This is a genomic window from Kitasatospora sp. NPDC088351 (assembly GCF_040685575.1).
GTDB lineage: Bacteria > Actinomycetota > Actinomycetes > Streptomycetales > Streptomycetaceae > Kitasatospora.
Genome location: NZ_JBFBIL010000043.1, coordinates 36735 through 59498, shown reverse-complemented (window position 1 = coordinate 59498; position 22764 = coordinate 36735). Strand labels below are relative to the sequence as shown.

At 74.1% G+C, this 22764-nt stretch carries 15 protein-coding genes, 2 tRNA genes and 1 pseudogene; 4 read left to right on the top strand and 14 right to left on the bottom strand.

Annotated features, from left to right (window positions below):
* Positions 1-25 precede the first annotated feature (25 nt).
* Positions 26-97 (top strand) — tRNA-Val (locus AB0P06_RS26085).
* A 41-nt stretch (positions 98-138) separates the two neighbouring features.
* Positions 139-210: transfer RNA gene (locus tag AB0P06_RS26080), tRNA-Val, on the top strand.
* A gap of 314 nt (positions 211-524) precedes the next feature.
* Here the strand turns inward: AB0P06_RS26080 and AB0P06_RS26075 are convergent.
* On the bottom strand, positions 525-719 hold the full coding sequence (locus tag AB0P06_RS26075; RefSeq protein ID WP_363611334.1) for a hypothetical protein: 195 nt from the start codon (positions 717-719) through the stop codon (positions 525-527).
* A gap of 425 nt (positions 720-1144) precedes the next feature.
* On the opposite strand from AB0P06_RS26075, the pseudogene AB0P06_RS26070 reads away from it, so the two are divergent.
* Positions 1145-2542: pseudogene (locus AB0P06_RS26070) on the top strand (protein kinase); the annotation flags it as partial.
* 674 nt (positions 2543-3216) lie between these two features.
* Here AB0P06_RS26070 and AB0P06_RS26065 read toward each other — a convergent pair.
* The gene (locus AB0P06_RS26065) at positions 3217-4026 is read right to left on the bottom strand and encodes an RNA methyltransferase (protein ID WP_363611332.1); all 810 of its coding nucleotides are present in this window, start codon (positions 4024-4026) and stop codon (positions 3217-3219) included.
* A 275-nt stretch (positions 4027-4301) separates the two neighbouring features.
* On the opposite strand from AB0P06_RS26065, the gene AB0P06_RS26060 reads away from it, so the two are divergent.
* Complete coding sequence (locus AB0P06_RS26060) at positions 4302-6887, top strand: SpoIIE family protein phosphatase (protein WP_363611330.1); 2586 nt, start codon at positions 4302-4304, stop codon at positions 6885-6887.
* Between the two features lie 48 nt (positions 6888-6935).
* On the opposite strand, the gene cobA is transcribed toward AB0P06_RS26060, so the two are convergent.
* The 12 genes from cobA to AB0P06_RS26000 all read right to left on the bottom strand — a co-directional run bounded on the left by cobA (position 6936) and on the right by AB0P06_RS26000 (position 22748).
* On the bottom strand, positions 6936-8213 hold the full coding sequence (gene cobA, locus AB0P06_RS26055; protein WP_363611328.1) for a uroporphyrinogen-III C-methyltransferase: 1278 nt from the start codon (positions 8211-8213) through the stop codon (positions 6936-6938).
* 102 nt (positions 8214-8315) lie between these two features.
* Positions 8316-12095, bottom strand: coding sequence for a nicotinate-nucleotide--dimethylbenzimidazole phosphoribosyltransferase (cobT, locus tag AB0P06_RS26050; protein WP_363611326.1), 3780 nt, complete (start codon positions 12093-12095; stop codon positions 8316-8318).
* Positions 12096-12580: 485 nt separating this feature from the next.
* Entirely contained in the window at positions 12581-13846 is a 1266-nt protein-coding gene (cbiE, locus tag AB0P06_RS26045; RefSeq protein WP_363611324.1) for a precorrin-6y C5,15-methyltransferase (decarboxylating) subunit CbiE, read from the bottom strand.
* 143 nt (positions 13847-13989) lie between these two features.
* The gene (locus AB0P06_RS26040) at positions 13990-14625 is read right to left on the bottom strand and encodes a GNAT family N-acetyltransferase (protein ID WP_363611322.1); all 636 of its coding nucleotides are present in this window, start codon (positions 14623-14625) and stop codon (positions 13990-13992) included.
* A 183-nt stretch (positions 14626-14808) separates the two neighbouring features.
* A complete protein-coding gene (locus AB0P06_RS26035; RefSeq protein WP_363611320.1) occupies positions 14809-15639 on the bottom strand; it encodes a MetQ/NlpA family ABC transporter substrate-binding protein in 831 nt (276 codons plus the stop codon).
* A 57-nt stretch (positions 15640-15696) separates the two neighbouring features.
* Positions 15697-16434 carry a methionine ABC transporter permease gene (locus AB0P06_RS26030; protein ID WP_363611318.1) on the bottom strand — a complete coding sequence of 246 codons (738 nt, stop codon included), beginning with the start codon at positions 16432-16434 and terminating at the stop codon, positions 15697-15699.
* Positions 16431-17453, bottom strand: coding sequence for an ATP-binding cassette domain-containing protein (locus AB0P06_RS26025; protein WP_363611316.1), 1023 nt, complete (start codon positions 17451-17453; stop codon positions 16431-16433). Before AB0P06_RS26025 ends, AB0P06_RS26030 begins: the two co-directional genes overlap by 4 nt.
* 557 nt (positions 17454-18010) lie before the next feature.
* On the bottom strand, positions 18011-18514 hold the full coding sequence (locus AB0P06_RS26020; RefSeq protein WP_363611314.1) for a GNAT family N-acetyltransferase: 504 nt from the start codon (positions 18512-18514) through the stop codon (positions 18011-18013).
* 495 nt (positions 18515-19009) lie between these two features.
* Entirely contained in the window at positions 19010-19267 is a 258-nt protein-coding gene (locus tag AB0P06_RS26015; RefSeq protein WP_363611312.1) for a hypothetical protein, read from the bottom strand.
* A 108-nt stretch (positions 19268-19375) separates the two neighbouring features.
* On the bottom strand, positions 19376-20815 hold the full coding sequence (gene argH, locus AB0P06_RS26010) for an argininosuccinate lyase (RefSeq protein ID WP_363611310.1): 1440 nt from the start codon (positions 20813-20815) through the stop codon (positions 19376-19378).
* An 84-nt stretch (positions 20816-20899) separates the two neighbouring features.
* Positions 20900-22093: an argininosuccinate synthase gene (locus AB0P06_RS26005; protein ID WP_363611308.1), complete on the bottom strand. Its 1194-nt coding sequence runs from the start codon at positions 22091-22093 to the stop codon at positions 20900-20902.
* 106 nt (positions 22094-22199) lie between these two features.
* Positions 22200-22748, bottom strand: coding sequence for an arginine repressor (locus AB0P06_RS26000; protein ID WP_363611306.1), 549 nt, complete (start codon positions 22746-22748; stop codon positions 22200-22202).
* Positions 22749-22764: the final 16 nt, after the last annotated feature.

Below are 22764 nucleotides of genomic sequence, written 5' to 3'. Positions count from 1 at the left end.
GTCTGCTGCAGGACCGCCACACCAGGCGCGATTAGCTCAGCGGGAGAGCACTACCTTGACACGGTAGGGGTCACTGGTTCAATCCCAGTATCGCGCACGTCGGGCCCTTCGGGGTCTGCTGCAGGACCGCCACACCAGGCGCGATTAGCTCAGCGGGAGAGCACTACCTTGACACGGTAGGGGTCACTGGTTCAATCCCAGTATCGCGCACAGTAACGGCCGGGGCCGTGATCCGTGAGGATCACGGCTCCGGCCTTTTGTCGTTCCCTTCAGGGCCCGGCGCCTCGGCTCAGGCGCCCCAGGGCATCCGGGGGTTCCGGGCATGCAGAAGAGCCGCGTACGGTCGACCTCACCGACGTCCGTACGCGGCATCTCCGCCTGCCGGGGTGCTCTGCGCACCGCTATCGCCCGTCCGCGGTCATCGCGGGCACGGCCTCCCCGGCGGCACCGCTCCCCGTCCCCAGGGGATCGGTGCCCGTTCAGTGGCCGGCTGTGGCAGCCGGCCGGTCTCAGTGACCGATCGGTCAGTGACCGATCAGCTCGGCGACGGCCTGGGCCTGGTTCGCCATCTGCTCCCAGCCGCCGAAGAGCGCGACCAGCAGGACGGCGCAGGGCAGGGCCATGGCCAGGGCGACCGCCGGGTGCCTGGTCTGGTCGGCGGAGCGCTGGGTGAAGGCCGGTCGCCGGCGGCGGGGGGATCCCGTGAGCTGCGCTGCCATGCCCTCACTCCTGATTCGTGCTCTGCTGTACCGGTCGGTCGATGTTGGCGCGGTGGACGGCTTACCTCGGGGGACGAGTGCCCCGTCCACCGCTGAGGACAACGCTATGGCGCGAGGGGGTGGTAGGTCGTCATGCCGTCGTACTGTTCGCCGGGCATCCCGGAGGATGACGCGCGTCCTCCGGGACTACTACCGCAGGGGGAGACGGGCTCGACCGCACCCCCGGGGGAACCCTGAGAGGCGACCCCGAGAAGCGCTCCGCAGGTCTGGTGACCTTGATGTCAGTGCTAGATCGGACAATCGCACCGAGGGTTGAGGTGTTGCGTATCAGCACACCGCAACGGGCAGTCCGTAAGCTGTGCCAGACAGGAACTGACGATGCCCCAACCGACGGGGCCTCATCCACGGGCTGACGGGGAACGAAGATGGCGATGATGCGGCTGAGGCGTGAGGACCCCCGCATCGTCGGGCCGTACCGCCTGCACCGACGGCTGGGAGCCGGCGGGATGGGCGTGGTCTACCTCGGCTCCGACCGCCGCGGCCAGCGGGTCGCCCTCAAGCTCATCCGGGCCGAGCTGGCCGAGGACCTGGAGTTCCGGACCCGCTTCGCCCGCGAGATCTCCGCCGCCTCCAAGATCCGGGGCGGCTGTACGGCGCGGGTGGTGGGCTCGGACATCGAGGCGGACCGCCCCTGGCTGGCCACCGCCTATGTCCCCGGCCCCTCGCTGTACAAGCGGGTCGGCGACGAGGGGCCGCTGAGCTGGCCGGAGGCGGCCAGGATCGGGGCCGCCCTGGCCGACGGGCTGGTCAAGGTGCACGAGGCCGGGGTGGTGCACCGGGATCTCAAACCGTCCAACATCCTGCTCTCGCCCCGGGGGCCGCGGATCATCGACTTCGGCATCGCCTGGTCGCGCGGCGCCAGCACGCTCACCCACGTCGGCACGGCGGTCGGCTCCCCCGGCTTCCTCGCGCCCGAGCAGGTCCGCGGCGCCGCCGTGACACCCGCCACGGACGTCTTCGCGTTCGGGGCGACGCTGGCGTACGCGCTCACCGGGGACACCCCGTTCGGCTCGGGGGCCTCCTCCGAGGTGATGCTGTACCGGGTCGTGCACGAGGAGCCGGACCTGTCGGCCGTACCGCCGCCGCTGGCGCCCCTGATCGGGGCGTGTCTGGCGAAGGAGCCCGCCGAGCGGCCGGGCGCGGCGGCCCTGCACGAGCGGCTGAGCGAACTGGCGGCGCGCGGCACGACCGTGGGTGGCACGGCCTCGGGAGGTCCCGCGCGCCCCGCCGGGCGGCCCGGGGCCCGGCCGGGGCCCGCGGCTCCCACCGGGGCCACCGTACCGGCGCCGCCCGCCGCCCCACCGCGTGGTGTGCCCGCGCCCGGGCGCTCGCCGGACCCTGCCGCCGCGCGGGCCCGGGCAGGGGCCGTCGGCCGCCCGGTCGGCCAGCCCGCGGCCCATCCGGCCGGGCCGCAGCGGCACCCGCAGGGGCAGCAGGCCACCGCGCCGCTGCCCCGGCCCGAATCGCTCCAGACCACCCGGCCGATGCGCGAGCGCCAGCAGACCCCGCCGCCCGTCCGCCCCGCAGGGCCCGGCGGCCCCGGCCCCGCGGCCGCCCGGGAACGCGAGCGGGAGCAGCGGCCCGACCGGCCACGCGGGCGGTCCGGGGACCGGCAGCACACGCCCGTGCCCGGCGGACGGCCCGCCACGTCGCGGCAGCGGCTGCTGCGCCAGCGGCTGGTGGTGTTCGTCACCGTGACGGTGGGGGTGGCGCTGGCCATCGCGGCGGCGCAGGGCTGCGAGAACCGGAGCAACCGGGGCCTCGGCCCGGCGGGCGGCCGGACGGTGAGCACCGCGCCGGTCCAGCCGCCGGGCGCTCCGGTGACGCCTTCGGCGGCCGGGCTGTCGGCGGACGGCGCGACGCCGTTCGCGGCGGCGGCGCACGGCGGCGCGACGGGTGAGGGTGCGCTGGGGCCCGCGCAGGGCGCGGGACCGGTGGTGGACTGGCCGAACCGCGGCTACCCCGATCCGGCGGGCGGCCCCGGGATCGCGCTGCGTGACGGCCGCTCGGTGGGGACGACGGGGCCGCAGGTCGTGCTGAGCGCCGTACTGCCGGCCCGGTACAAGGGCGCCCCGGCGACGCTGGTGGTGCTGCGCCGGGCGGAGGGCTCGGTGCCGGTGGACCTGGTCCAGCTGTTCTCCTTCAACGGGGACACGCCCGTCCCGCTTGCCTCCCGTTCCTCGGCCGCGGATCCGCAGTCGACGGCGACCTGGCGGCTCGACAACGGTGCGCTGGTCCGCGAGGAGCGGGTCACCCAGACCGGTGCGGTCACGTCCACCCGGTACACCGTGCGGGGCGACGGCACCATCGAGGAGTCCTGGCCCGGCGCGGGCGCTTCCGGCGGCACCGGCCTCAGCTCGGTCGCGCCGCCCGCCGCGGCCCCCGCGCCGCCGACCTCTCCGACGGGCTGACGGCACGGACGGGGGCGCCGCCCGGTTCAGGAGGCGGCGGTGACGGCGTAGAAGGCCACGGCCGCGGCGGCGCCCACATTGAGCGAGTCGATGCCGTGGGACATCGGGATGCGGACCGGACGGTCGGCCGCGGCGAGGGCCTGCGGGGTGAGTCCGTCCCCTTCGGCACCGAGCAGCAGGGCGGCCTTGGCGAGGCGGTGCGGGGCCAGGGCGGCGAGGTCGACGGCGGTGTCGGCGGGGGTGAGGGCCAGCAGGTCGAAGCCGGCGGCACGGACCGTCCCCAGGGCAGCTGGCCAGGGCTCCAGCCGGGCGTAGGGGACGGCGAAGACCGCACCCATGGAGACCTTGACCGCGCGCCGGTAGAGCGGGTCGGCGCAGTCGGGCGAGAGCAGGACGGCGTCCATGCCGAGCGCGGCGGCGCTGCGGAAGATCGCGCCCAGGTTGGTGTGGTCGACCAGCCCCTCCAGGACGGCCACCCGGCGGGCACCGGCCAGCAGCGCGGCGGCGTCCGGCAGCGGCTTCCGTTCCATCGAGGCGAGCGCGCCGCGGTGGACGTGGTAACCGGTGACGGCCTCGGCCAGGGCGGGTTCGACGACGTGGACGGGGGCGTCGGCCTCGGCGATGACGTCCGCCATCACGTCCAGCCACTTGGCCGTGAGCAGCATCGACCGCATCCGGTAGCCGGCGGCGAGGGCCCGGCGGATGACCTTCTCGCCCTCGGCGATGAACAGGCCTTCGGCGGGTTCGCGTCGGCGGCGCAGTTCGACGTCGGTCAGGCCGGTGTAGTCGCCGAGGCGCGGGTCGGCGGGGTCGGTGACGGTGCTGGGTTCGGACACCCTGCGATCTTGCCAAGCCCGGGAGGAGAAGACCAAACGGGCGTACGGCCGGACCGGCTGGCCTTGGCCCGACGGCGGCGGGAGTGCGAGGATGGCGTATGGCCCGATTTCCGGGTCGATCATGGGCTCCGTCGGCCTCTGGCACTTCCGGTTCCGCCGTATCCTCCCGTTCCGCCGGTGCCACCGGCTCCGCCGGTGGGGGCCCACACGGTCGGCCAGCACAGCCGTCGGCGGCCCGTTCGCGCTCACCGAAGCGTCGGTCGCTGGCCAGGCAGGTGTTCGCGCTCCAGGTGTTCGTGGTGGTGCTGCTGGTGATCGCCGCGGCGCTGGCGCTGGTCGTGCAGTCGCGCAACAACGCCACGGACGAGGCCCGCAACCGGTCGGTGGCGGTGGCCCAGACCTTCGCCAACTCCCCCGGCGTGGCCGCCGCGCTGGTCGGCCCCGATCCCACGGCCGTCCTGCAACCGTCGGCGGAGGCCGCCCGGACGGCCTCCGACGTGTCCTTCATCGTCGTGCTGAACCTCTCCGGCGTCCGCTACACGCACCCGAACCCGAACCTGATCGGCGGGATGTTCAACGGCACCTTCGAGCCCGCGGTGCACGGGCAGGTGGTCACCGAGAAGGTCAACGACTCGCTCGGGCCGCTGATCCAGGCGGTGGTACCGGTCTACGGGCAGAACCACACGGTGGTCGGGCTGGTGTCCGCCGGGATCACGATCGCCAGCGTGAGCAGCGCGAGCGAGCGGCAGCTGCCGCTGGTGCTGGCGGCCGCTGTGGTCACGGTCGGGCTGGCCACCTGCGGGACGGCGCTGATCAGCCGGCGGCTGCGGCGGCAGACGCACGGGCTCGGTCCGGCCGAGATGACCCGGATGTACGAGCACCACGCGGCGGTGCTGCACGCGGTGCGCGAGGGCGTGCTGATCGTCGGCGGTGACGGCCGGCTGCTGCTCTGCAACGACGAGGCGCGCAGGCTGCTGGACCTGCCGCCGGACGCCGAGGGCCGGCCGGTGACCGAGCTGGGGCTGGACCGGGCACCCGAGGAGCTGCTGACCGCGAACCGGCCGGTCAGCGACGAGGTGGTGCTGGCCGGTGAGCGGCTGCTGGCGGTGAACATCCGGCTGACCGACCGCGACGGCGGCCCGCCCGGCTGCGTCGCCACGCTGCGCGACTCGACCGAGCTGCTGGCGCTCTCCGGGCGGGCCGACGTGGCGCAGCAGCGGCTGCGGCTGCTGTACGACGCCGGGGTGGCGGTGGGCAGTTCGCTGGATGTGACGCGGACGGCGGAGGAGCTGGCGCAGGTGGCGGTGCCGCGGTTCGCGGACTTCGTCACGGTGGACCTCGCCGAGCAGGTGCTGGAGGGCGAGGAGCCGCCGCCGGGGCCGGCGCTGGGGCGGATGCGCCGGGCGGCGCTGAGCGGCGTCCGGGACGACGCGCCGTTCTATCCGGTGGGCACGGTGCTGAACGTGGTGCCGTCGGCACCACTGGCGGGAGCGCTGAACAGCGGGCTGCCGGGGGTGGAGCCGCGGCTGGCGGAGGCGCACGAGTGGCGGGAGCAGGATCCGGAGCGGTCCGCGCAGGTGCTGGCGTACGGGGTGCACTCGCTGGTCCGGGTGCCGCTGCGGGCGCGCGGGGCTCTGCTGGGGGTGGCGCGGTTCTGGCGGGCGGACCGCACGGAGCCGTTCGAGGAGGACGATCTGGCGCTGGCCGAGGAGCTGGTCGCGCACGCGGCGGTCTGTATCGACAACGCGCGCCGGTACACCCGGGAACACGCGATGGCCGTGACCCTGCAGCACAGTCTGCTGCCGCGCACCCTGCCGGACCAGAACGCGCTGGAGATCGCGCACCGGTATCTGCCGGCGCAGGCGGGGGTGGGCGGGGACTGGTTCGACGTGATCCCGCTGCCGGGGGCCCGGGTGGCGCTGGTGGTCGGGGACGTGGTGGGGCACGGGCTGCACGCGGCGGCGACGATGGGCCGGCTGCGGACGGCGATCCACAACTTCTCGACGCTGGACCTGCCGCCGGACGAGCTGCTGGGGCACCTGGACGACCTGGTGAACCGGATCGACCAGGAGGAGTCGGGGACCGGGGCGGCGGTGACCGGCGCGACCTGCCTGTACGCGATCTACGATCCGGTGTCGCGGCGGTGCACGCTGGCCAGCGCGGGGCATCTGCCGCCGGCGCTGGTCGGCCCGGACGGGCGGGTGGACTTCCCCGAGCTGTCGACCGGGCCGCCGCTGGGGCTGGCGTCGATGCCGTTCGAGACCACCCAGCTGGAGGTGGCGGAGGGCAGCCGGCTGGTGCTCTACACCGACGGGCTGGTCGAGGACCGCGAGCGGGACATCGACGTCGGGCTGGAGCTGCTCCGGACGGCGCTGAGCGGGCCGGACCGGACGCCGGAGCAGACCTGCGCGGACGTGCTGCAGACGATGCTGCCGGCGCATCCGCAGGACGACATCGCGCTGCTGGTGGCACGGACCAGGGTGCTGGCGCCCGACCAGGTCGCGGAGTGGGAGGTGCCGTCCGACCCGGCCGCGGTGGGCGAGGTCCGGGCGGCGGTCGCGGAGCGGCTGACCGGGTGGGGGCTGGAGGAGGCGGCGTTCGTCACCGAGCTGATCCTGAGCGAGCTGGTGACCAACGCGATCCGTTACGGGACCGGGCCGATCCGGGTACGCCTGCTCCGCGACCGGGCGCTGATCTGCGAGGTGTCCGACACCAGCAACACCTCGCCGCATCTGAAGTACGCGGCCACCACGGACGAGGGCGGGCGCGGGCTCTTCCTGGTCGCCCAGTTCGCCGACCGCTGGGGCACCCGGTACACGGGGACGGGGAAGGTGATCTGGACGGAGCAGCCGCTGGAGTAGGCGGTGCGCCGGGCGAACGGGGTGTTCGCCCGGCGCGCCGCGCCGGTGTCAGAGACGCAGGCCGGGGGCCAGCACGTTGACGACGTCGCCGACGACGATCACGGCGGGGGGCTTGATCCGCTCGGCCTCGACGGTGGCGGCGACGGTGCCGAGGGTCGCGTCCACGCGGCGCTGCGCGGCCGTGGTGCCCTCCTGGACGACGGCGACCGGAGTGTCGGCGGGGCGGCCGCACTCGACCAGCCGGGCGGCGATCTCGCCGATCTTGTCCACCGCCATCAGCAGCACCAGGGTGCCGCTCATCCGCGCGGCGGCCTCCCAGTTGACCAGCGAGCGCGGGTCGGAGGGACCGACGTGGCCCGACATCACCGTGAACTCGTGCGTCATGCCGCGGTGGGTGACCGGCACGCCGACGGCCGCCGGGACACTGATCGAGCTGGAGATCCCCGGGACCACGGTGACCGGCAGCCCGGCCTCGGCGCAGGCGAGCAGCTCCTCGCCGCCGCGCCCGAACACGTACGGGTCGCCGCCCTTGAGCCGGACCACGAACTTGCCCGCCTTGGCGTGCTCGACGAGCGTCCGGTTGATCGCCTCCTGGGCCATGAACCGCCCGTACGGGATCTTGGACGCGTCGATCACCTCGACGTGCTCCGGCAGCTCGGCCAGCAGCTCGCGCGGGGCGAGGCGGTCGGTGACCACCACGTCCGCGGCGGCCAGCAGGCGGCGGCCGCGCACGGTGATCAGATCGGGGTCGCCCGGGCCGCCGCCGACCAGGGCGACGCTCCCCCGGCCTGACGGCCTGGAGGTACCCCCAGCGCCGTGCGAGCGGAACCGGCGGGCGGCCAGCGAGCCGTCCCGCAGGCCGTCCACGATCGAGTCGCGCAGGGCCGCGGAGTGCCGCGGGTCCCCGGTGAGGACGGCGACGGTGACGCCCGCGTCGCGGCCGCTGGCCGGGGTCCAGGCGGTGGCGGCCGACGCGTCGTCGCTGCGGGCGCAGAACACCCGCTCGCGCTCGGCCTCGGCGCTGACCGCGGCGTTGACGGCCGGGTCGGCGGTGGCGACCAGCGCGTACCAGGTGTCGGCGAGATCGCCGTCCTGGTACGGGCGGGCGTGCCAGGTCAGCTCACCGGCGTCGGCCATGGCCTGGACGGCCGGCGTGGTGGTCGGCGACACCAGGTGCAGCTCCGCGCCCGTGGCGATCAGCGCCGGCAGCCGCCGCTGAGCGACCTGGCCGCCGCCGACCACGACCACGCGGCGGCCGGCGAGCAGCAGGCCGACCGGGTACGGGGTACGTCCCTCGGTGCTCGGGTGCGGGTTGGGCGCGGTCATCGGCGGAACTCCTGGATCGGGGACGGACAGGTGGGGGTACGACGGCACCGCCGCGCGTACCGGCCCGGGGGTGCGCCGGTACGCGCGGCGGTGCGGGCGGCGTCAGGCCTTCTCGGTGACCCCGGCGGAGTCGAAGGTGGCTACATCGTGCATCGCCCGGGCCGCGCTCTGCACCAGCGGCAGGGCCAGCAGGGCGCCGGTGCCCTCACCGAGCCGCAGGTCGAGGTCGATCAGCGGGCGCAGACCGAGCTTGGCCAGCGCGGCCTGGTGGCCGGGCTCGGCGGAGCGGTGGCCGGCGATGCAGGCGGCGAGCACCTCGGGGGCGATCGCCTTGGCGACGAGCGCGGCCGAGCCGGCGATGACGCCGTCCAGGACGACCGGGGTGCGCAGCGAGGCGGCGCCGAGCAGGAAGCCCGCGATGGCCGCGTGCTCCAGGCCGCCGACGGCGGCGAGGACACCGATCGGGTCCGCCGGGTCGGGCTCGTGCAGGGCGAGCGCGGCGCGGACGACCTCGACCTTGCGGGCGTGCGTCTCGTCGTCGATGCCGGTGCCGCGGCCGGTGACCTCGGCCGGGTCCAGGCCGGTGAAGACCGAGATCAGGGCGGCGGAGGCGGTGGTGTTGGCGATGCCCATGTCGCCGGTGACCAGCGCCTTGTTCCCGGCGGCGACCAGGTCGCGGGCGGTCTCGATGCCGACCTCGATGGCCTTGAGGGCCTCCTCGCGGCTCATCGCCGGACCCTGGGTCATGTCGTCGGTGCCGGGCCTGACCTTGCGCGGCAGCAGGCCGGTGGTACGGCCCTGCTGGACGGCGTCCGGCAGCTCGGCGGCGACGCCGACGTCCACCACGCAGACCTCGGTGCCGATCTGCTTGGCGAAGGAGTTGATCACCGCTCCCCCGGCCAGGAAGTTGCCGACCATCTGGACGGTGACCTCCTGCGGCCAGGGGCTGACGCCCTGGGCGTGGACGCCGTGGTCACCCGCGAAGATCGCCACGCAGGCGGGCTCGGGGACCGGCGGCGGGCACTTGCGGGAAAGACCGCTCAGCTGCGCGGAGATGATCTCCAGCATGCCGAGGGAACCGGCCGGCTTGGTCATCCGCTTCTGGCGGTCCCAGGACTCGCCGAGCGCCTTGGCGTCCAGCGGGCGGATGCCCCGCAGGGTCTCGGACAGCAGGCCGTGCGGCTCCTCGCCCGGCAGCGCGCGGTTGCCGTACTGCTCCTCGTGGACGACCCAGGACAGCGGGCGCTTCCTGGCCCAGCCCTGCTGCTGGAGCTCGGGCTCGTCCGGGAAGGCGTCGACGTAGCCGACGCAGAGGTAGGCGACGACCTCCAGGTGCTCGGGCAGGCCGAGCTCCCGGACCATCTCGTCCTCGTCGAAGAAGCTCACCCAGCCGACGCCGAGGCCCTCGGCCCGGGCGGCCAGCCAGAGGTTCTCGACCGCGAGGGCGGCCGAGTACGGCGCCATCTGGGGCTGGGTGTGCCGGCCCAGGGTGTGGCGGCCGCCGCGGGTGCGGTCGGCGGTGACCACGATGTTGACGGGCGTTTCGAGGATGGCCTCGATCTTGATTTCCTTGAACTGCTTGGCCCGGCCCTTGGGGAGCGAGTCCGCGTACGCCTCGCGCTGGCGCTCGGCCAGTTCGTGCATCTTGCGGCGGGTCTTGGCCGAGCGGATCACCACGAAGTCCCACGGCTGGGAGTAGCCGACGCTGGGCGCGGTGTGGGCGGCCTCCAGGACCCGGATCAGCACCTCGTGCGGGATCGGGTCGGGGCGGAAGCCGTTGCGGACGTCGCGGCGCTCGCGGATGACCTGGTGGACGGCCTCGCGGCCGGCCTCGTCGTAGCCGGGGGCGGCCGGGCCGCGGGGCTCGGCGGGCTCCTCGGGAGCGGGCTCCTCGGCGACGGGCTCGGCGGTGACGGGCTCCTCCGCGGCGGGCTCCTCCGCGGCGGGCTCGGCGACCGGGTCGGGTGCGGGGTCCTGCCCGGGGGCGGGGTCCTCGGTGGCGTCCTGCGCGGCGGCGGTGTCCGGTGCGGCGGCGGGCTCGGCCCCGGGGCCGGCCTCGGGCTGGGGCCCGGCCTCGGGGGCCGTCTCGGCGACGGGCTCCTCGGCGGCGTCCTGACCCGGAGCGGGTTCCTCGGCGGCGTCCTGCGCGACGGCGGGCTCGGCCTCCGCCACGGCCTCGGCCCCGGGCTCGGTTTCGGCGGCGGGCTCGGTCACGGCGGGCTCGGCGGCCGGGGGGACCTCGGCGGTGGCCGGCTCGGCGGGTCCGGCCTCGACCGGGGTGGCCTCCTGCGGCTGCTCGGCCGACGGGGCCACGACGGCCTGCCCGGAGGGCATCTCACCGGTGCCGGCGGCGGTCTCGGCAGCCTGCTGGGTCTCGGCGGCGACCGCCGTCTCCGTGGTCTCGACGGTCTCAGCGGTCTCGCCGGCCTCGACCGCCTCGGGGGCCGGGGCGGCAGGCTGTGCCTCGGTGGCGGTGTCCGCCGGGGCGGCCTGCTCCGGCTCCGTGGCAGCCTGCGCCGACGCGGCGTGTTGTGCCACCTCGGCAGGGTGTGCCACCTCGGCGGCCGGTGCGTCACCCTGCTCGGCGACCGCTATGGGGGCGGGCTGCTGGGCGGTCGTCTCCGCGACCACCGGAGCGGGCTCGACCGCCTCGACCTGCGGGAGGCCGTGCGGGGTGGGGGCGGCGAGGAAGGCGGAGATGCGGCGGGGCTGGCCGGCCGGGGCGGGCTGCTCCTCGGCGGCCACGGCGGGGACGGCCTGCTCGGCGGGCACGGTCGCGGCCCCGGCCTCGGCGGCACCGGGCGCGGGGACCTGCTCGGCGGCGGGGGCCTCGGCGGTGTCCTGCGCGACGGCGGGGGCCTCGGTGACCGGCTCGGTGACCGGCTCGGCGGTCGGCTCGGCGACGGGCTGCGCGGTGGCGTCCGCCACCGGGGCGGCGACGGCGGCCTGCGGGGCCACCGGGGCGGCGGGCTCGGCCTCCGGCACCTGCTGGACGTTCTGAACCGGCACACCCGGCTGCGCCGACCCGGCCGGCGCGGCCTGCGGCGCGAAGCCCTGAGCGGGCACCGCGGCCTGCGGCTCCGGCTGCGGGCCGACCACGACGGGAATGCCGTGCGCGGGCGTCGCCCCCTGCGAGGGGCCGCGGTCGGCGAGCGAGCGGACCGGGACGTGGCCGGTCATCAGCGACGGGTCCGGGATCGGCGGGCCGGCGTGCAGCGGGCGTCGCGGCGCCTGAGCCACCGTCAGCGGCTCCGATCCCTGCGCCTGGACCGGCGGCTGGCCATGCGGCTGACCCTGTGCCTGGACCGGCTGTCCCTGCGTCTGTGTCTGGGGCTGCGCCTGGACGTACGACTGGGCCTGCGCGTGCAGGGCGGCCGGGTCGGCGGCGCCCAGCAGCGGCGGGTCCAGCGGCGGCCAGGACGGCTCGACCGGAGTGCCGGGCACGGCGGCCCCGGTCTGCTCCTCGGCGCCGTACGCCAGCTGGTCGGCGGGGACGGGCGGCTCGCCCCAGGAGCCCTGCGGACCGGGCATCAGCAGCACATCGTCCTCGTCGTCGAGCGGGTCCGGCTGGTCGGGCTGGTCGAGGAAGTGGAAGGCCGGGCGCGGGGCACCCGGGTCGACGGCCCAGCCCCCGCCGGGCGCACCGACGGCCGGAGTGCCGTGGCCGGGCACGCCCTGCGGCAGCCCCTGCCCGTGGACGCCCTGCGGCGGGATCCCGCCCGCCCCCGGCACCGCGGGGTTCGGGACCGCACCGCCGTCCATCGCGACGCCCTGGACGGGTGCGACGGGTACCGCGACGCCCTCCGGGCCGCCGAGCGGGGCGGGCCCGGCGAGCAGGTGCTCCGGCAGTCCCTCGTTCGGGACGTGGCCGCCATCGGTCATGTCAAAGCTCCTTCCAGGCCGCTGCCGCGCCCTTGGCGACGCGATCACCGACCGCAGCGCCCATCCGCACGGGCCGGGCCTGCACCGACCCGCCCCTCAACCACACACGGCCGCCGCGCCGAGGCGCTGCGGCCGAAGTCCTACTTCCGGCGCGCTGCGGCACCCCGGCCCACGCACCACCCACGAGGAGCGGCGCGCCATCTGAAACAACGACAACCCGGGGCAACCGGCACGTCCGCACCGGACCCTACGGCATTCTCCCGGTCCGGCACGCGGCCCGTCGAATTGCCCACACTCCGAGCCACACCGGGTTGCACCACGTCAAAAAGGCGACAAACCGACCGGATCGGGCAGGTCACCGGCCGCCACAGCCGCCCAGGACGCCACACTACCGGCCCGGCGGTGTCACCTCTCGAATCGGTGTCCGGATGCGACCTGGATCACCGCCGGGCGCCTTCGGGACCACGGGCGGCGGCACTTCGCCTTCACACGATCTGCTCACCCCAGAGCAGGAGCACGCCCGGCTCCCCCGCCCCGAACCGCAGCCCGCCACCGCTCCCGTCCGTCCGCAGGGGCGTGGACTGGAGCAGCGCGCCGTCCGCCCGGTAGCCGGCCTCGGCGATGGCCCGGCGGATCTCCTCCGCCTCCGCGAGCGTGCGGGCCACCGCGACGAACCGCTCGGGCCGGCGGGCCAGGACGGCGCGCACCACCTCGGAACCGCCGGATTCGACGACCGCCGCGTCCGGCTCCGGCAGACCGCCGAGCACCTCGGGGCCACGGCCGTGGACGGTCTCCACCTCGACGCCGTAGCGGCGGGCGTTGACGGCCAGCCGGGCGCAGGCCGAACGGTCGGACTCGACCGCGACCACCGCCGCGCCGAAGCGGGCGGCCTCGACGGCGAGGGCTCCGCTGCCCGCGCCCACGGACCAGACCAGGTCGCCGGGGCGCGCGCCCAGCCGGGCCAGCACCAGCGCACGCACCTGCGCGGGGAGCGCCTCCGACGCGCCGGGCTCGTCCTCCGCACGCCCGGCGCCCGCGTAGGCATCGCCGGGGAGTGCCCAGCCGCGGTCCGCGCCGGGGAAGCCGACCGGACGCCCGGCCAGCCAGCCGGCCGCCTCACCGGGCGCGCCCGACTGCGGGCCGCCACTGTGGCCGCCGATGACCAGTACCACGTTCGGGTCGCGCCAGATGTGGTCCGCGACCCGGTCCGAGGTGAGCACCGTGACGTCCTCGTCGGGGGTGCCGAGGGCCTCGCAGACGACGAAGGTCCGGTGCACCCCACGCAGCATCAGCGCGAGTTCGCTGGGCCCGGCGCCCGGGGCGGTGAGGACCGCCACCTTCGGGTTGGCCCGGCAGATGTTGGCGGCGCGGCGCAGTCGTCCGCCGTGGGCGCTGACCACCTGGGCGTCCTCCCAGGGCATGCCGGCCCGGGCGAAGGCGACGGCCACCGAGGAGACGGCGGGCAGCACTTCGAGTTCGAGGCCGTACTCGGGCCGGCGCAGGGTGCGGACGACGCCGAAGAAGCCCGGGTCGCCCTCGGCGACGACGACGGCGGCGCCGCGGTGCTCGGCGATCCTGCGGGCGGCCAGCTGGACGCTGCCGAGGGCCAGCCGTTCGGCGGCGGGTGGCACCGGGAGGGCGTTGAGTTGGTAGGGTGCGCCGGCCACCAGGGTCGCCGCGGCGAGGGCCGCGCCGGCGGCCTCGGTCAGCGGTGTGCCGTCCCACCCGATGACCGTGATCCGGTCAGCCATCTGCGGCTGTTCTCCCTCGCCTTGGTACGCCGACATCCCGCGCCCGTGTACGGCGCCGGAGCAGAGGCTACCGGGTGTGATCCCCTCGGCGCCGACATCTCGTACACATGTCCGCCACCGGTCGCGTCCGGTGGACGGGGCAGTCAGTCGCGGAGCACGTAGTGGTGGTCGCCGGGCCAGACCGTGACGTCGGCGGGCTCGGTCTCCATGTCCTCGGGGAGCAGGCTCCACAGGATGAGGTCGCTGCGGCTCTCCCCTCCGGCCCGGAGCCCGTCGCCGCGCACTATCCAGGCGCTGCGCAGGACGCCCTCGCTGATGCCGCCGATCTTCTGGGCGACCTGCTGGGCGGCGGTGTTCCCGGCGGCGGTGCGCATCTCCAGGCGCAGGAAACCGCGGTCCTCGAAGAGCCACTGGGCGACGCCGAGGACGGCCTCCGGCGCGTAGCCCTCGCCGCGGCCCCAGGGCGCGGTGACATAGGTGATCTCGGTGGAGCGCAGCCGCCAGTCGGTGTTGCGCAGTTCGACCAGGCCGACCAGGCGCTGGGTGAGGTGCTCGGCGACGGCGAAGACGATGCCGCGGCCGGCGGCCCGGTGCCCGGGCGCGAGGGTACGGGCGAGCGTGGCGGCGTACTCCTCGGTGAAGGGGTGCGGCAGGTCCGTCCAGGCCAGGACGAGTTCGTCGGCCATCATGGCGGCCAGGCCGGGGGCGTCGTCCTCCGCAAGGGGGCGCAGCAGCAGCCGTTCGGTGCTGATGGCGGTCTCGGGGAAGCTCGCTGCCATGCCGTCTCTCCTCGCCGGGTCCTGGACACACCGTACGCCTCGCCGGTACCCGGGTGTCACGCGGTGCACGGCTCGCACGACGGTACGTCAGAACTCGGCCTGTCAGGGTGTCACTCCCGCATACTGCCCGACCGGGCCCCCGCCGAGGTGTGGCGGGGGCCCGGTCGAACGGTGCGCGACGGATCAGAAGGCGGGGATGACCGAGCCGTTGAAGGTGTCGTCGATGTACTTCTTCACCTCGGGCGAGTGGAGCAGCTCGGCGAGCTTCTTGACCCGCGGGTCGTTCTCCTTGCCCTTCTTGACGGCGAGGATGTTGGCGTAGGGGTTGCCCTCGGCCTTCTCCAGGACCACCGCGTCGGTGGCGGGCTTCAGGCCGGCGTCGATCGCGTAGTTGCCGTTGATGACGGCCGCGTCGAGGTCGCCGATGGAGCGGGGCAGCTGGGCGGCCTCCAGCTCCTTCCACTTGAGGTTCTTCGGGTTGCCGGTGACGTCGGCCGGGGTCGCGGCGGTGCCCGCGCCCTCCTTGAGCGTGATCAGCTTGTTGTCGGCGAGCAGCTTGAGCGCGCGGCCCTCGTTGGTGGCGTCGTTGGGCAGGCCGATGGTGGCGCCGTCGGCGATGTCGCCGATGGACTTGACCTTCTTCGAGTACACGCCCAGCGGCTCCAGGTGCACCGGCTCGACGGAGACGATGTCGGTGCCGTGCTTCTTGTTGAAGTCCTCCAGGTACGGCAGGTGCTGGAAGTAGTTGGCATCGGCCGAGCCGTCCTGCACCGCGGTGTTGGGGGTCACGTAGTCGGTGACCTCCTTGATGTTGAGCTTGAGGCCCGCCTTCTCCGCCAGGTTGTCCTTGACGAACTTCAGGATCTGGGAGTGCGGCGTGGGGCTGGCGGCGACGGTGAGGGCCGCGTTCGGGTCGGAGGACCCGGACGACGAGCCGGAGCTGCCGCAGGCGGCGAGCGAGAGGGCGATGCCGGCGGTGGCGAGGACGCTGGTGAACTTCAGGGCGTTGCGCACGAAAAGTGCCTTTCTGCGTGATACGGGGAGCCGCGTCCGGAGTCGGACGGCGGGAAGTCAGGGGGCGACGAGGTCCTCGTCGGGGGTGGCCGCCGGGGTCGCGCCGCCGCGGAGCAGCCGGGTGCGGCCGCCGCCGCGGCCGCGGTTGGCGAGCCGGCGGACGGCGTAGTCGCCGAGCAGCTGGATGGCGGTGACGATGATCGCCAGCTCCGCGACGATGACCCACATGAAGGTGGTCTCGAAGCGCAGGTAGCCATAGGTGATGGCGAGGTTGCCGAGGCCGCCGCCGCCGACGGTGCCGGCCATCGCCGAGTAGCTGATCAGCGTGATGACCGTGGTGGTCAGCGAGGCGGTCAGGCTGGGCAGGGCCTCCGGGATCAGCGTCTTGCGGACGATGGTCCAGGTGCTGCCGCCCATGGCCCGGACGGCCTCGACCAGGCCGCCGTCCACCTCGCGCACCGAGGTCTCGACCAGGCGGGCGAAGAACGGGATGGCGCCGATGGTGAGCGGCACGGTGGCGGCCTGCCAGCCGAGGGAGGTGCCGGCGATCAGCTTGGTGAAGGAGAACAGCGCGACCATCAGTACCAGGAAGGGCAGCGAACGGGCGATGTTGACGACCGTGCCGATCACCCGGTTGAGGAAGACGCTCTCCAGCGCGCCGCCCTTGGCGGTGAGCACCAGCAGGACGCCGAGCGGCAGTCCGAACAGCACGCTGCCGACGGTGGAGACGGCGACCATCTGGAAGGTCTCCCAGGTGGCGGGCCACAGCAGTTCCTGCATCTGGTCCCAGGTCATGCCACCGCTCCGTTCACGTCGAGCACGTCCACCTGAAGGCCCTGCTCGCGCAGGTAGCCGATCGGCACCACGTTGTCCTGGTGGCCGCCGGGGAGTTCGACCCGCATCCGCCCGACCATGCGGCCGGCGATGGTCTCGACGGCGGCGCCGAGGATGTTGACGTCGATCTGGTAGGTGCGGGCGAGCTGCGAGACGAAGGGCTCGGCCGAGGTTTCACCCTGGAAGGTGACCTCCAGGACGGTCCCGCCGGGGTGGCCGGAGCCGAACTCGCTGAGCGGGAAGAGCTCGCGGGCGAGCTCGGAGCCCGGCTTGGCGAGCAGGTCGGTGAGCTCGCCGGACTCGACCACCCGGCCGCCGCGCATCAGGGCGGCGGAGTCGCAGACGGACTTGATGACGTCCATCTCGTGGGTGATCAGCAGGACGGTGAGGCCGAGCTGCTGGTTGAGGTCGCGCAGCAGCTTGAGGATGGAGCGGGTGGTCTCGGGGTCGAGCGCGGAGGTGGCCTCGTCGGAGAGCAGCACCTTGGGGTCGCCGGCGAGGGCGCGGGCGATGCCGACGCGCTGCTTCTGGCCGCCGGAGAGCTGGCCGGGGTAGCTGCGGGCCTTGTCGGCGAGGCCGACCAGGTCGAGCAGTTCGGAGGCCTTGCGGCGGCGCTCGGTGCGGTCCAGTCCGATGATCTCCAGCGGGAGTTCGACGTTCTGCTGGACGGTACGGGAGGCGAGCAGGTTGAAGTGCTGGAAGACCATGCCGATGCGGCGGCGGGCCTCGCGCAGCTCCCGGCCGGCCCGGTTCTCGCCGCCGGACAGCGCGGTGAGCTCGACGCCGTCCACGGTCACCGTGCCGGAGCTGGGGCGCTCCAGCATGTTGACGCAGCGGATGAGGGTGGACTTGCCGGCACCGCTGGTGCCGACGACTCCGTAGACCTCGCCGGGGCGGACGTGCAGGTCGACGCCGGCAAGGGCGGTCACCTCGCGGCCGCGGGAGCGGTAGACCTTGGTGAGGTCCGTGGTGGTGATCACAGCTGCTTCCGTGGGTCGGGGGCGGGCGGCGGACGGCGACCGGACCGGGTTTCGGGTCGGTGGCGTGGCCGGCGCTGCGCCAGGGGGATCCGGACCTGCCACCCCTTGATCGTGGCCGCTGGGCGACCGGGCCGCGCGACGGCGTGGCCCTTACGAGTCATCGGGGACGACCACCGCCCGTGGGTGGGCAGGCGGAGGGAGAGGGTGCGGCAGGCGGGGCGCGCTCACACGGACGGGAGCGGGCGGGGTCTCGCTTCGGGGCGCGAGGAGGGGGGTGCTCCCAGCCGGAGGCTGGGAGGGAACAGTGGCCCTCAGCGGTGACACATTCGACGACACATGGCACGCTCACCTGCCGGCAGAGTGCCGGTGGGGGTCCATTTCGTCGTCGCAGTCATGTGAGCCAGTAAATCAGATGGGCCGGTTTCGTCCCAATTATTTGGATCCGCTGTCCGCAATACGGACAGGAAACGCCGCTACCAGGGACGATACGGCTCGGCGCCGCCACCGAAAGGCTCGAATGGTGGCGGCGCCGACCGGGTGGGGCCGGGTGGCGGGGCTCAGGCGGTGGCGGCGAGCGGCGCCTCGGCGGACTTCTCCAGGTGGACCAGGCTGATCCGGCCGTCGGCCTGCTCGACGGCGGTCTGCCGGTAGCCCTGGCGGGCATAGAGGCGCAGGTTCCCGAGGCTGCGGTGGCCGGTCACCAGCCGGTAGGACGTCACCGGGCGGCCGTCCTCGGCGAGGCGGCGCTCCAGCGCCTCCAGCAGGCGCCCGCCGAGGCCGTGCCGCTGCATCCGCGGGTGGACGACCAGGCGCTCTATCCGGCCGACGCCGTCGGGGCCGATCCGGCCGCGCACCGTGCCCACCACCTCGCCGCCGAGCCGGGCGACCAGGAAGTGCTGCTCGGTCAGCTCGTCGCGCAGGCTCTCCAGGGTCTGCGTCAACGGCTCGATGGCCCAGTCGCCGTACAACTCGGCCTCGCTCTGGTAGCCGAGGTACTGGAGCTTGAGGATCTGCTCCGCGTCCTCGGCGTCCGCCGCCGAGATGATCACGCTCATGCCCATGTGCTGGGGCCTCCCCAATGTCGTGCCCGGCGCGCGAACGTGAGGGTGCCGCACCGGATGTCCTGCCGGAGATGGACCGGCCGGGGATCCGCCCTGGCCGGGGGTGGCGCACGAACGTACCAGCCGCACGGCCCGGTGGGGCCCACGTCGCCGACGGCGCGCTCACGCTCAGTATCCAAGTGATCGCGCCGTCGTCAAGAGCTACGTTCGCCAGCGCTCTACCCGCGTGTCAGCTTCCCTCAACCTTCCGGCCGCCCGACGTGGCGAGGGTCACGTCGGGCGGCCTGGCGGGGGCGGCGGGCGAAAGGGGCGGTGAGGGCCGTGCGCCCAAGGGGCCGGCCGGGGCGGAGGACGTCCGGCGTGGTGGGTGCGCCCCGGACGGCGGAGGGGTCGGCGGCCGGCCGGCGCGGGGGCGGGAGGGGTGCCCGACGTGGCGAGGGTCACGTCCGAACGGGGGGCGCGCGGTGACTGGGTGTGTCGGAGCACGGGCCGGCCTCAGCCATGACGCTCGCCGTGCAGGAGCACGCGCAGGCAGGCGAGGCAGCGGGAGCGGGTGGGGCCGATGGAGCCGCGCGGCATGCCGAGGCGGACGGAGAGCTCGTGGTAGGTCGGCGGCGGGTCCTCGGCGAGGGCCGCGACCAGCCGGGGACAGCGGCCGGGCAGGGCGGCCACCGCCTCGCGGACGAGACGGCGCCGGAGCTCGGCGAACACCTCGTCCTCGGCGGAGGGGACGGAGGGAACGTTGGTGCGCATACCGTGCATGACCGGGTCCGGGCGGGGGCGGTCACGGTCGGGCGGGCGTGCTCGCGCGGAAGGGGCGTGACGGTCGGCCCGTCACGCCCCTTCCGCCTGGCTCACCTGTCAGCCCTGGACCCACTCCTGCTGGAGCGCGAGGTCCGCCTTCACCTCGGCCAGCTGGACGGCGACGGCCGAGGGGGCGGTACCGCCGCGCCCGTTCCGCGAGGCGATCGCGCCGTGGACGCTGAGCACCGAGCGCACCTCGGGCGTCAGGTGCCCGGAGATCGCGGCGAACTGCTCGTCCGTCAGGTCGGACAGCTCGATGCCCTGGGCCTCGCAGACCTTGACGCAGGCGCCGGCCACCTCGTGCGCGACCCGGAACGGCACGCCCTGCTTGACCAGCCACTCGGCGATGTCGGTGGCGAGCGAGAAGCCGGCCGGGGCCAGCTCCTCCAGCCGCTCCCGGTGCACGGTGAGGGTGGCCATCATGCCGGTGAAGGCCGGCAGCAGCACCTCAAGGGTGTCGCAGGAGTCGAAGACCGGCTCCTTGTCCTCCTGGAGGTCCCGGTTGTAGGCGAGCGGCAGCGCCTTCAGCGTCGCCAGCAGGCCGGTCAGGTTGCCGATCAGGCGGCCGGACTTGCCCCGGGCCAGCTCGGCGATGTCCGGGTTCTTCTTCTGCGGCATGATCGAGGAGCCGGTGGAGAAGGCGTCGTGCAGCGTGATGAAGCCGAACTCCTTGGTGTTCCAGATGATCACCTCCTCCGCGATCCGGGAGAGGTTGATCCCGATCATCGCGGTCACGAAGGCGAACTCGGCGACGAAGTCGCGGGAGGCCGTGCCGTCGATGGAGTTGCCGACCGAACCGCCCTCGAAGCCGAGGTCGGCGGCGACGGCCTCCGGGTCCAGGCCGAGCGAGGAGCCGGCCAGCGCCCCGGAGCCGTACGGGGAGACGGCGGTCCGGGCGTCCCACTGGCGCAGCCGCTCGGCGTCCCGGCCGAGGGCCTGCACGTGCGCGAGGACATGGTGGGCGAAGAGGACCGGCTGGGCGTGCTGGAGATGGGTGCGGCCCGGCATGGCGGTGTCGGGGTGGGCCTCGGCCAGGCCGACCAGGGCGTGCTGGAGGTCGAGGACCAGCCCGCCGATGATCTTCGCGTGGTCCCGCAGGTACATCCGGAACAGCGTGGCGATCTGGTCGTTGCGCGAGCGGCCGGCCCGGAGCTTGCCGCCGAGTTCGGCGCCGAGCCGCTCCAGCAGGCCCCGCTCCAGCGCGGTGTGCACGTCCTCGTCGGCGACGGTCCCGGTGAAGGTGCCCGCCTCGACGTCGGCGAGCAGCCGGTCGAGCCCCTCCAGCATGCCGGCCAGCTCGTCGGCGCTCAGCAGCCCGGCCTTGTGCAGGACCCGGGCGTGCGCCTTGGAGCCGGCGATGTCGTACGGCGCCAGCCGCCAGTCGAAGTGCACCGAGGCCGAGAGCCTGGCCAGCGCCTCGGACGGGCCGTCCGCGAAGCGCGCGCCCCAGAGGCGCAGCTCAGGACCGGTACTGGCGGCGTTCTGGTCGGCAGGCATCGCGCGGGCTCCTTACAAGCTGAAGGGTGTCGGGGGTGGGCCCCGGCCGTGGGGTGGGACGGCCGGGGCCCGGGAGGGAGTGGATCAGGCGAGGTCGCGCCGCGCGGCGATCTTCGAGGAGAGGCCGAAGATCTCGATGAAGCCCTTGGACATCGACTGGTCGAAGGTGTCACCGGTGTCATAGGTGGCGAGGTTGAAGTCGTACAGCGACTGGTCCGACTTCCGGCCGTTGACGACGGCCCGGCCGCCGTGCAGGACCAGCCGGATCTCACCGGAGACGTGCTGGTTGGCCTCGTTGACGAAGCCGTCCAGGGCGCGCTTGAGCGGGGAGAACCAGAGGCCGTCGTAGACCAGCTCGGCCCAGCGCTGCTCCACCTGCCGCTTGTAGCGGGCGAGTTCGCGCTCGACGGTGACGTTCTCCAGCGCCTGGTGGGCGGTGATCAGGGCGATCGCACCGGGAGCCTCGTAGATCTCCCGGGACTTGATGCCGACCAGCCGGTCCTCGACCATGTCGAGCCGGCCGACACCCTGGGCACCGGCCCGCTTGTTGAGCTCCTCGATGGCCTGCAGGACGGTGACCTTGCGGCCGTCGATGGCGACCGGGACGCCGGCGTCGAAGGTGATGACCACCTCGTCGGCCTCGCGCTGGGTGGCCGGGTTCTGGGTGTACTCGTAGACGTCCTCGATCGGGGCGTTCCAGATGTCCTCCAGGAAGCCGGTCTCGACGGCGCGCCCGAAGACGTTCTGGTCGATCGAGTACGGGGACTTCTTGGTGGTGGCGATCGGCAGGCCCTTGGCCTCGGCGAAGGCGATCGCCTTGTCCCGGGTCATCGCGTAGTCGCGGACCGGGGCGATGCACTTCAGGCCGGGGGCCAGGGAGTTGATGCCGACCTCGAACCGGACCTGGTCGTTGCCCTTGCCGGTGCAGCCGTGGGCCACGGTGGTGGCACCGTGCTTCTGCGCGGCGGCGACCAGGTGCTTGACGATGACCGGCCGGGAGAGGGCGGACACCAGCGGGTACTGGCCCTGGTAGAGGGCGTTGGCCTTGACGGCCGGCAGGCAGTACTCGTCGGCGAACTCGTCGCGGGCGTCCGCGACCTCGGCCTCGACGGCACCGCAGTCCAGCGCGCGCTGGCGGATGACGTCCAGGTCCTCGCCGCCCTGGCCGACGTCGACGGCGACGGCGATGACCTCGGCGCCCGTCTCCTCGGCGATCCAGCCGATGCAGACGGACGTGTCCAGACCGCCCGAGTAGGCGAGTACGACGCGCTCGGTCACGGCTTTCTCCTTCACAACTGTGCGAACAGGTTTACGGCGATAGGCATAAGTATGCACTACACCGTATGAAATTCAAAACCCATCGCCGCATCCCGGTGAGCGGGGGTTACTGGGCCTTGGCCTGGGCGAGTTGCATCAGGTGGTCGGCCAGGGCCTGCCCGCCGGCCGGGTCGCGGCTGATCAGCAGGACGGTGTCGTCGCCGGCGATGGTGCCGATGATCTCGAAGACCTCGGCCTGGTCGATCGCCGAGGCCAGGAACTGCGCGGCGCCCGGCGGGGTGCGCAGCACCACGAGGTTGCCGGAGGCGGTGGCGGAGACCATGAGTTCGCCGGCCAGCCGGGCCATCCGGCCCTCGCTGGCCGACTCGCCCATCGGCGCGCGCGGCGTGCGGTCGCCGCCCTCGGCCGGGACGGCGTAGATGAGCGCGCCGTCCCGGTTGCGGATCTTGACCGCGCCCAGCTCGTCCAGGTCCCGGGAGAGGGTGGCCTGGGTGACCACCAGTCCGTCGTCGGCGAGCAGCTTGGCGAGCTGGCTCTGCGAGCGCACGGGCTGGCGGGTGAGCAGATCCACGATCCGCCGGTGGCGCGCGGTGCGGGTCTGCGGGACCTGCGGCGTCGGCCCGGCGGAGGACTGGCCGGAGTTGGGTACGGTCATGTGATTATTCTCCCGG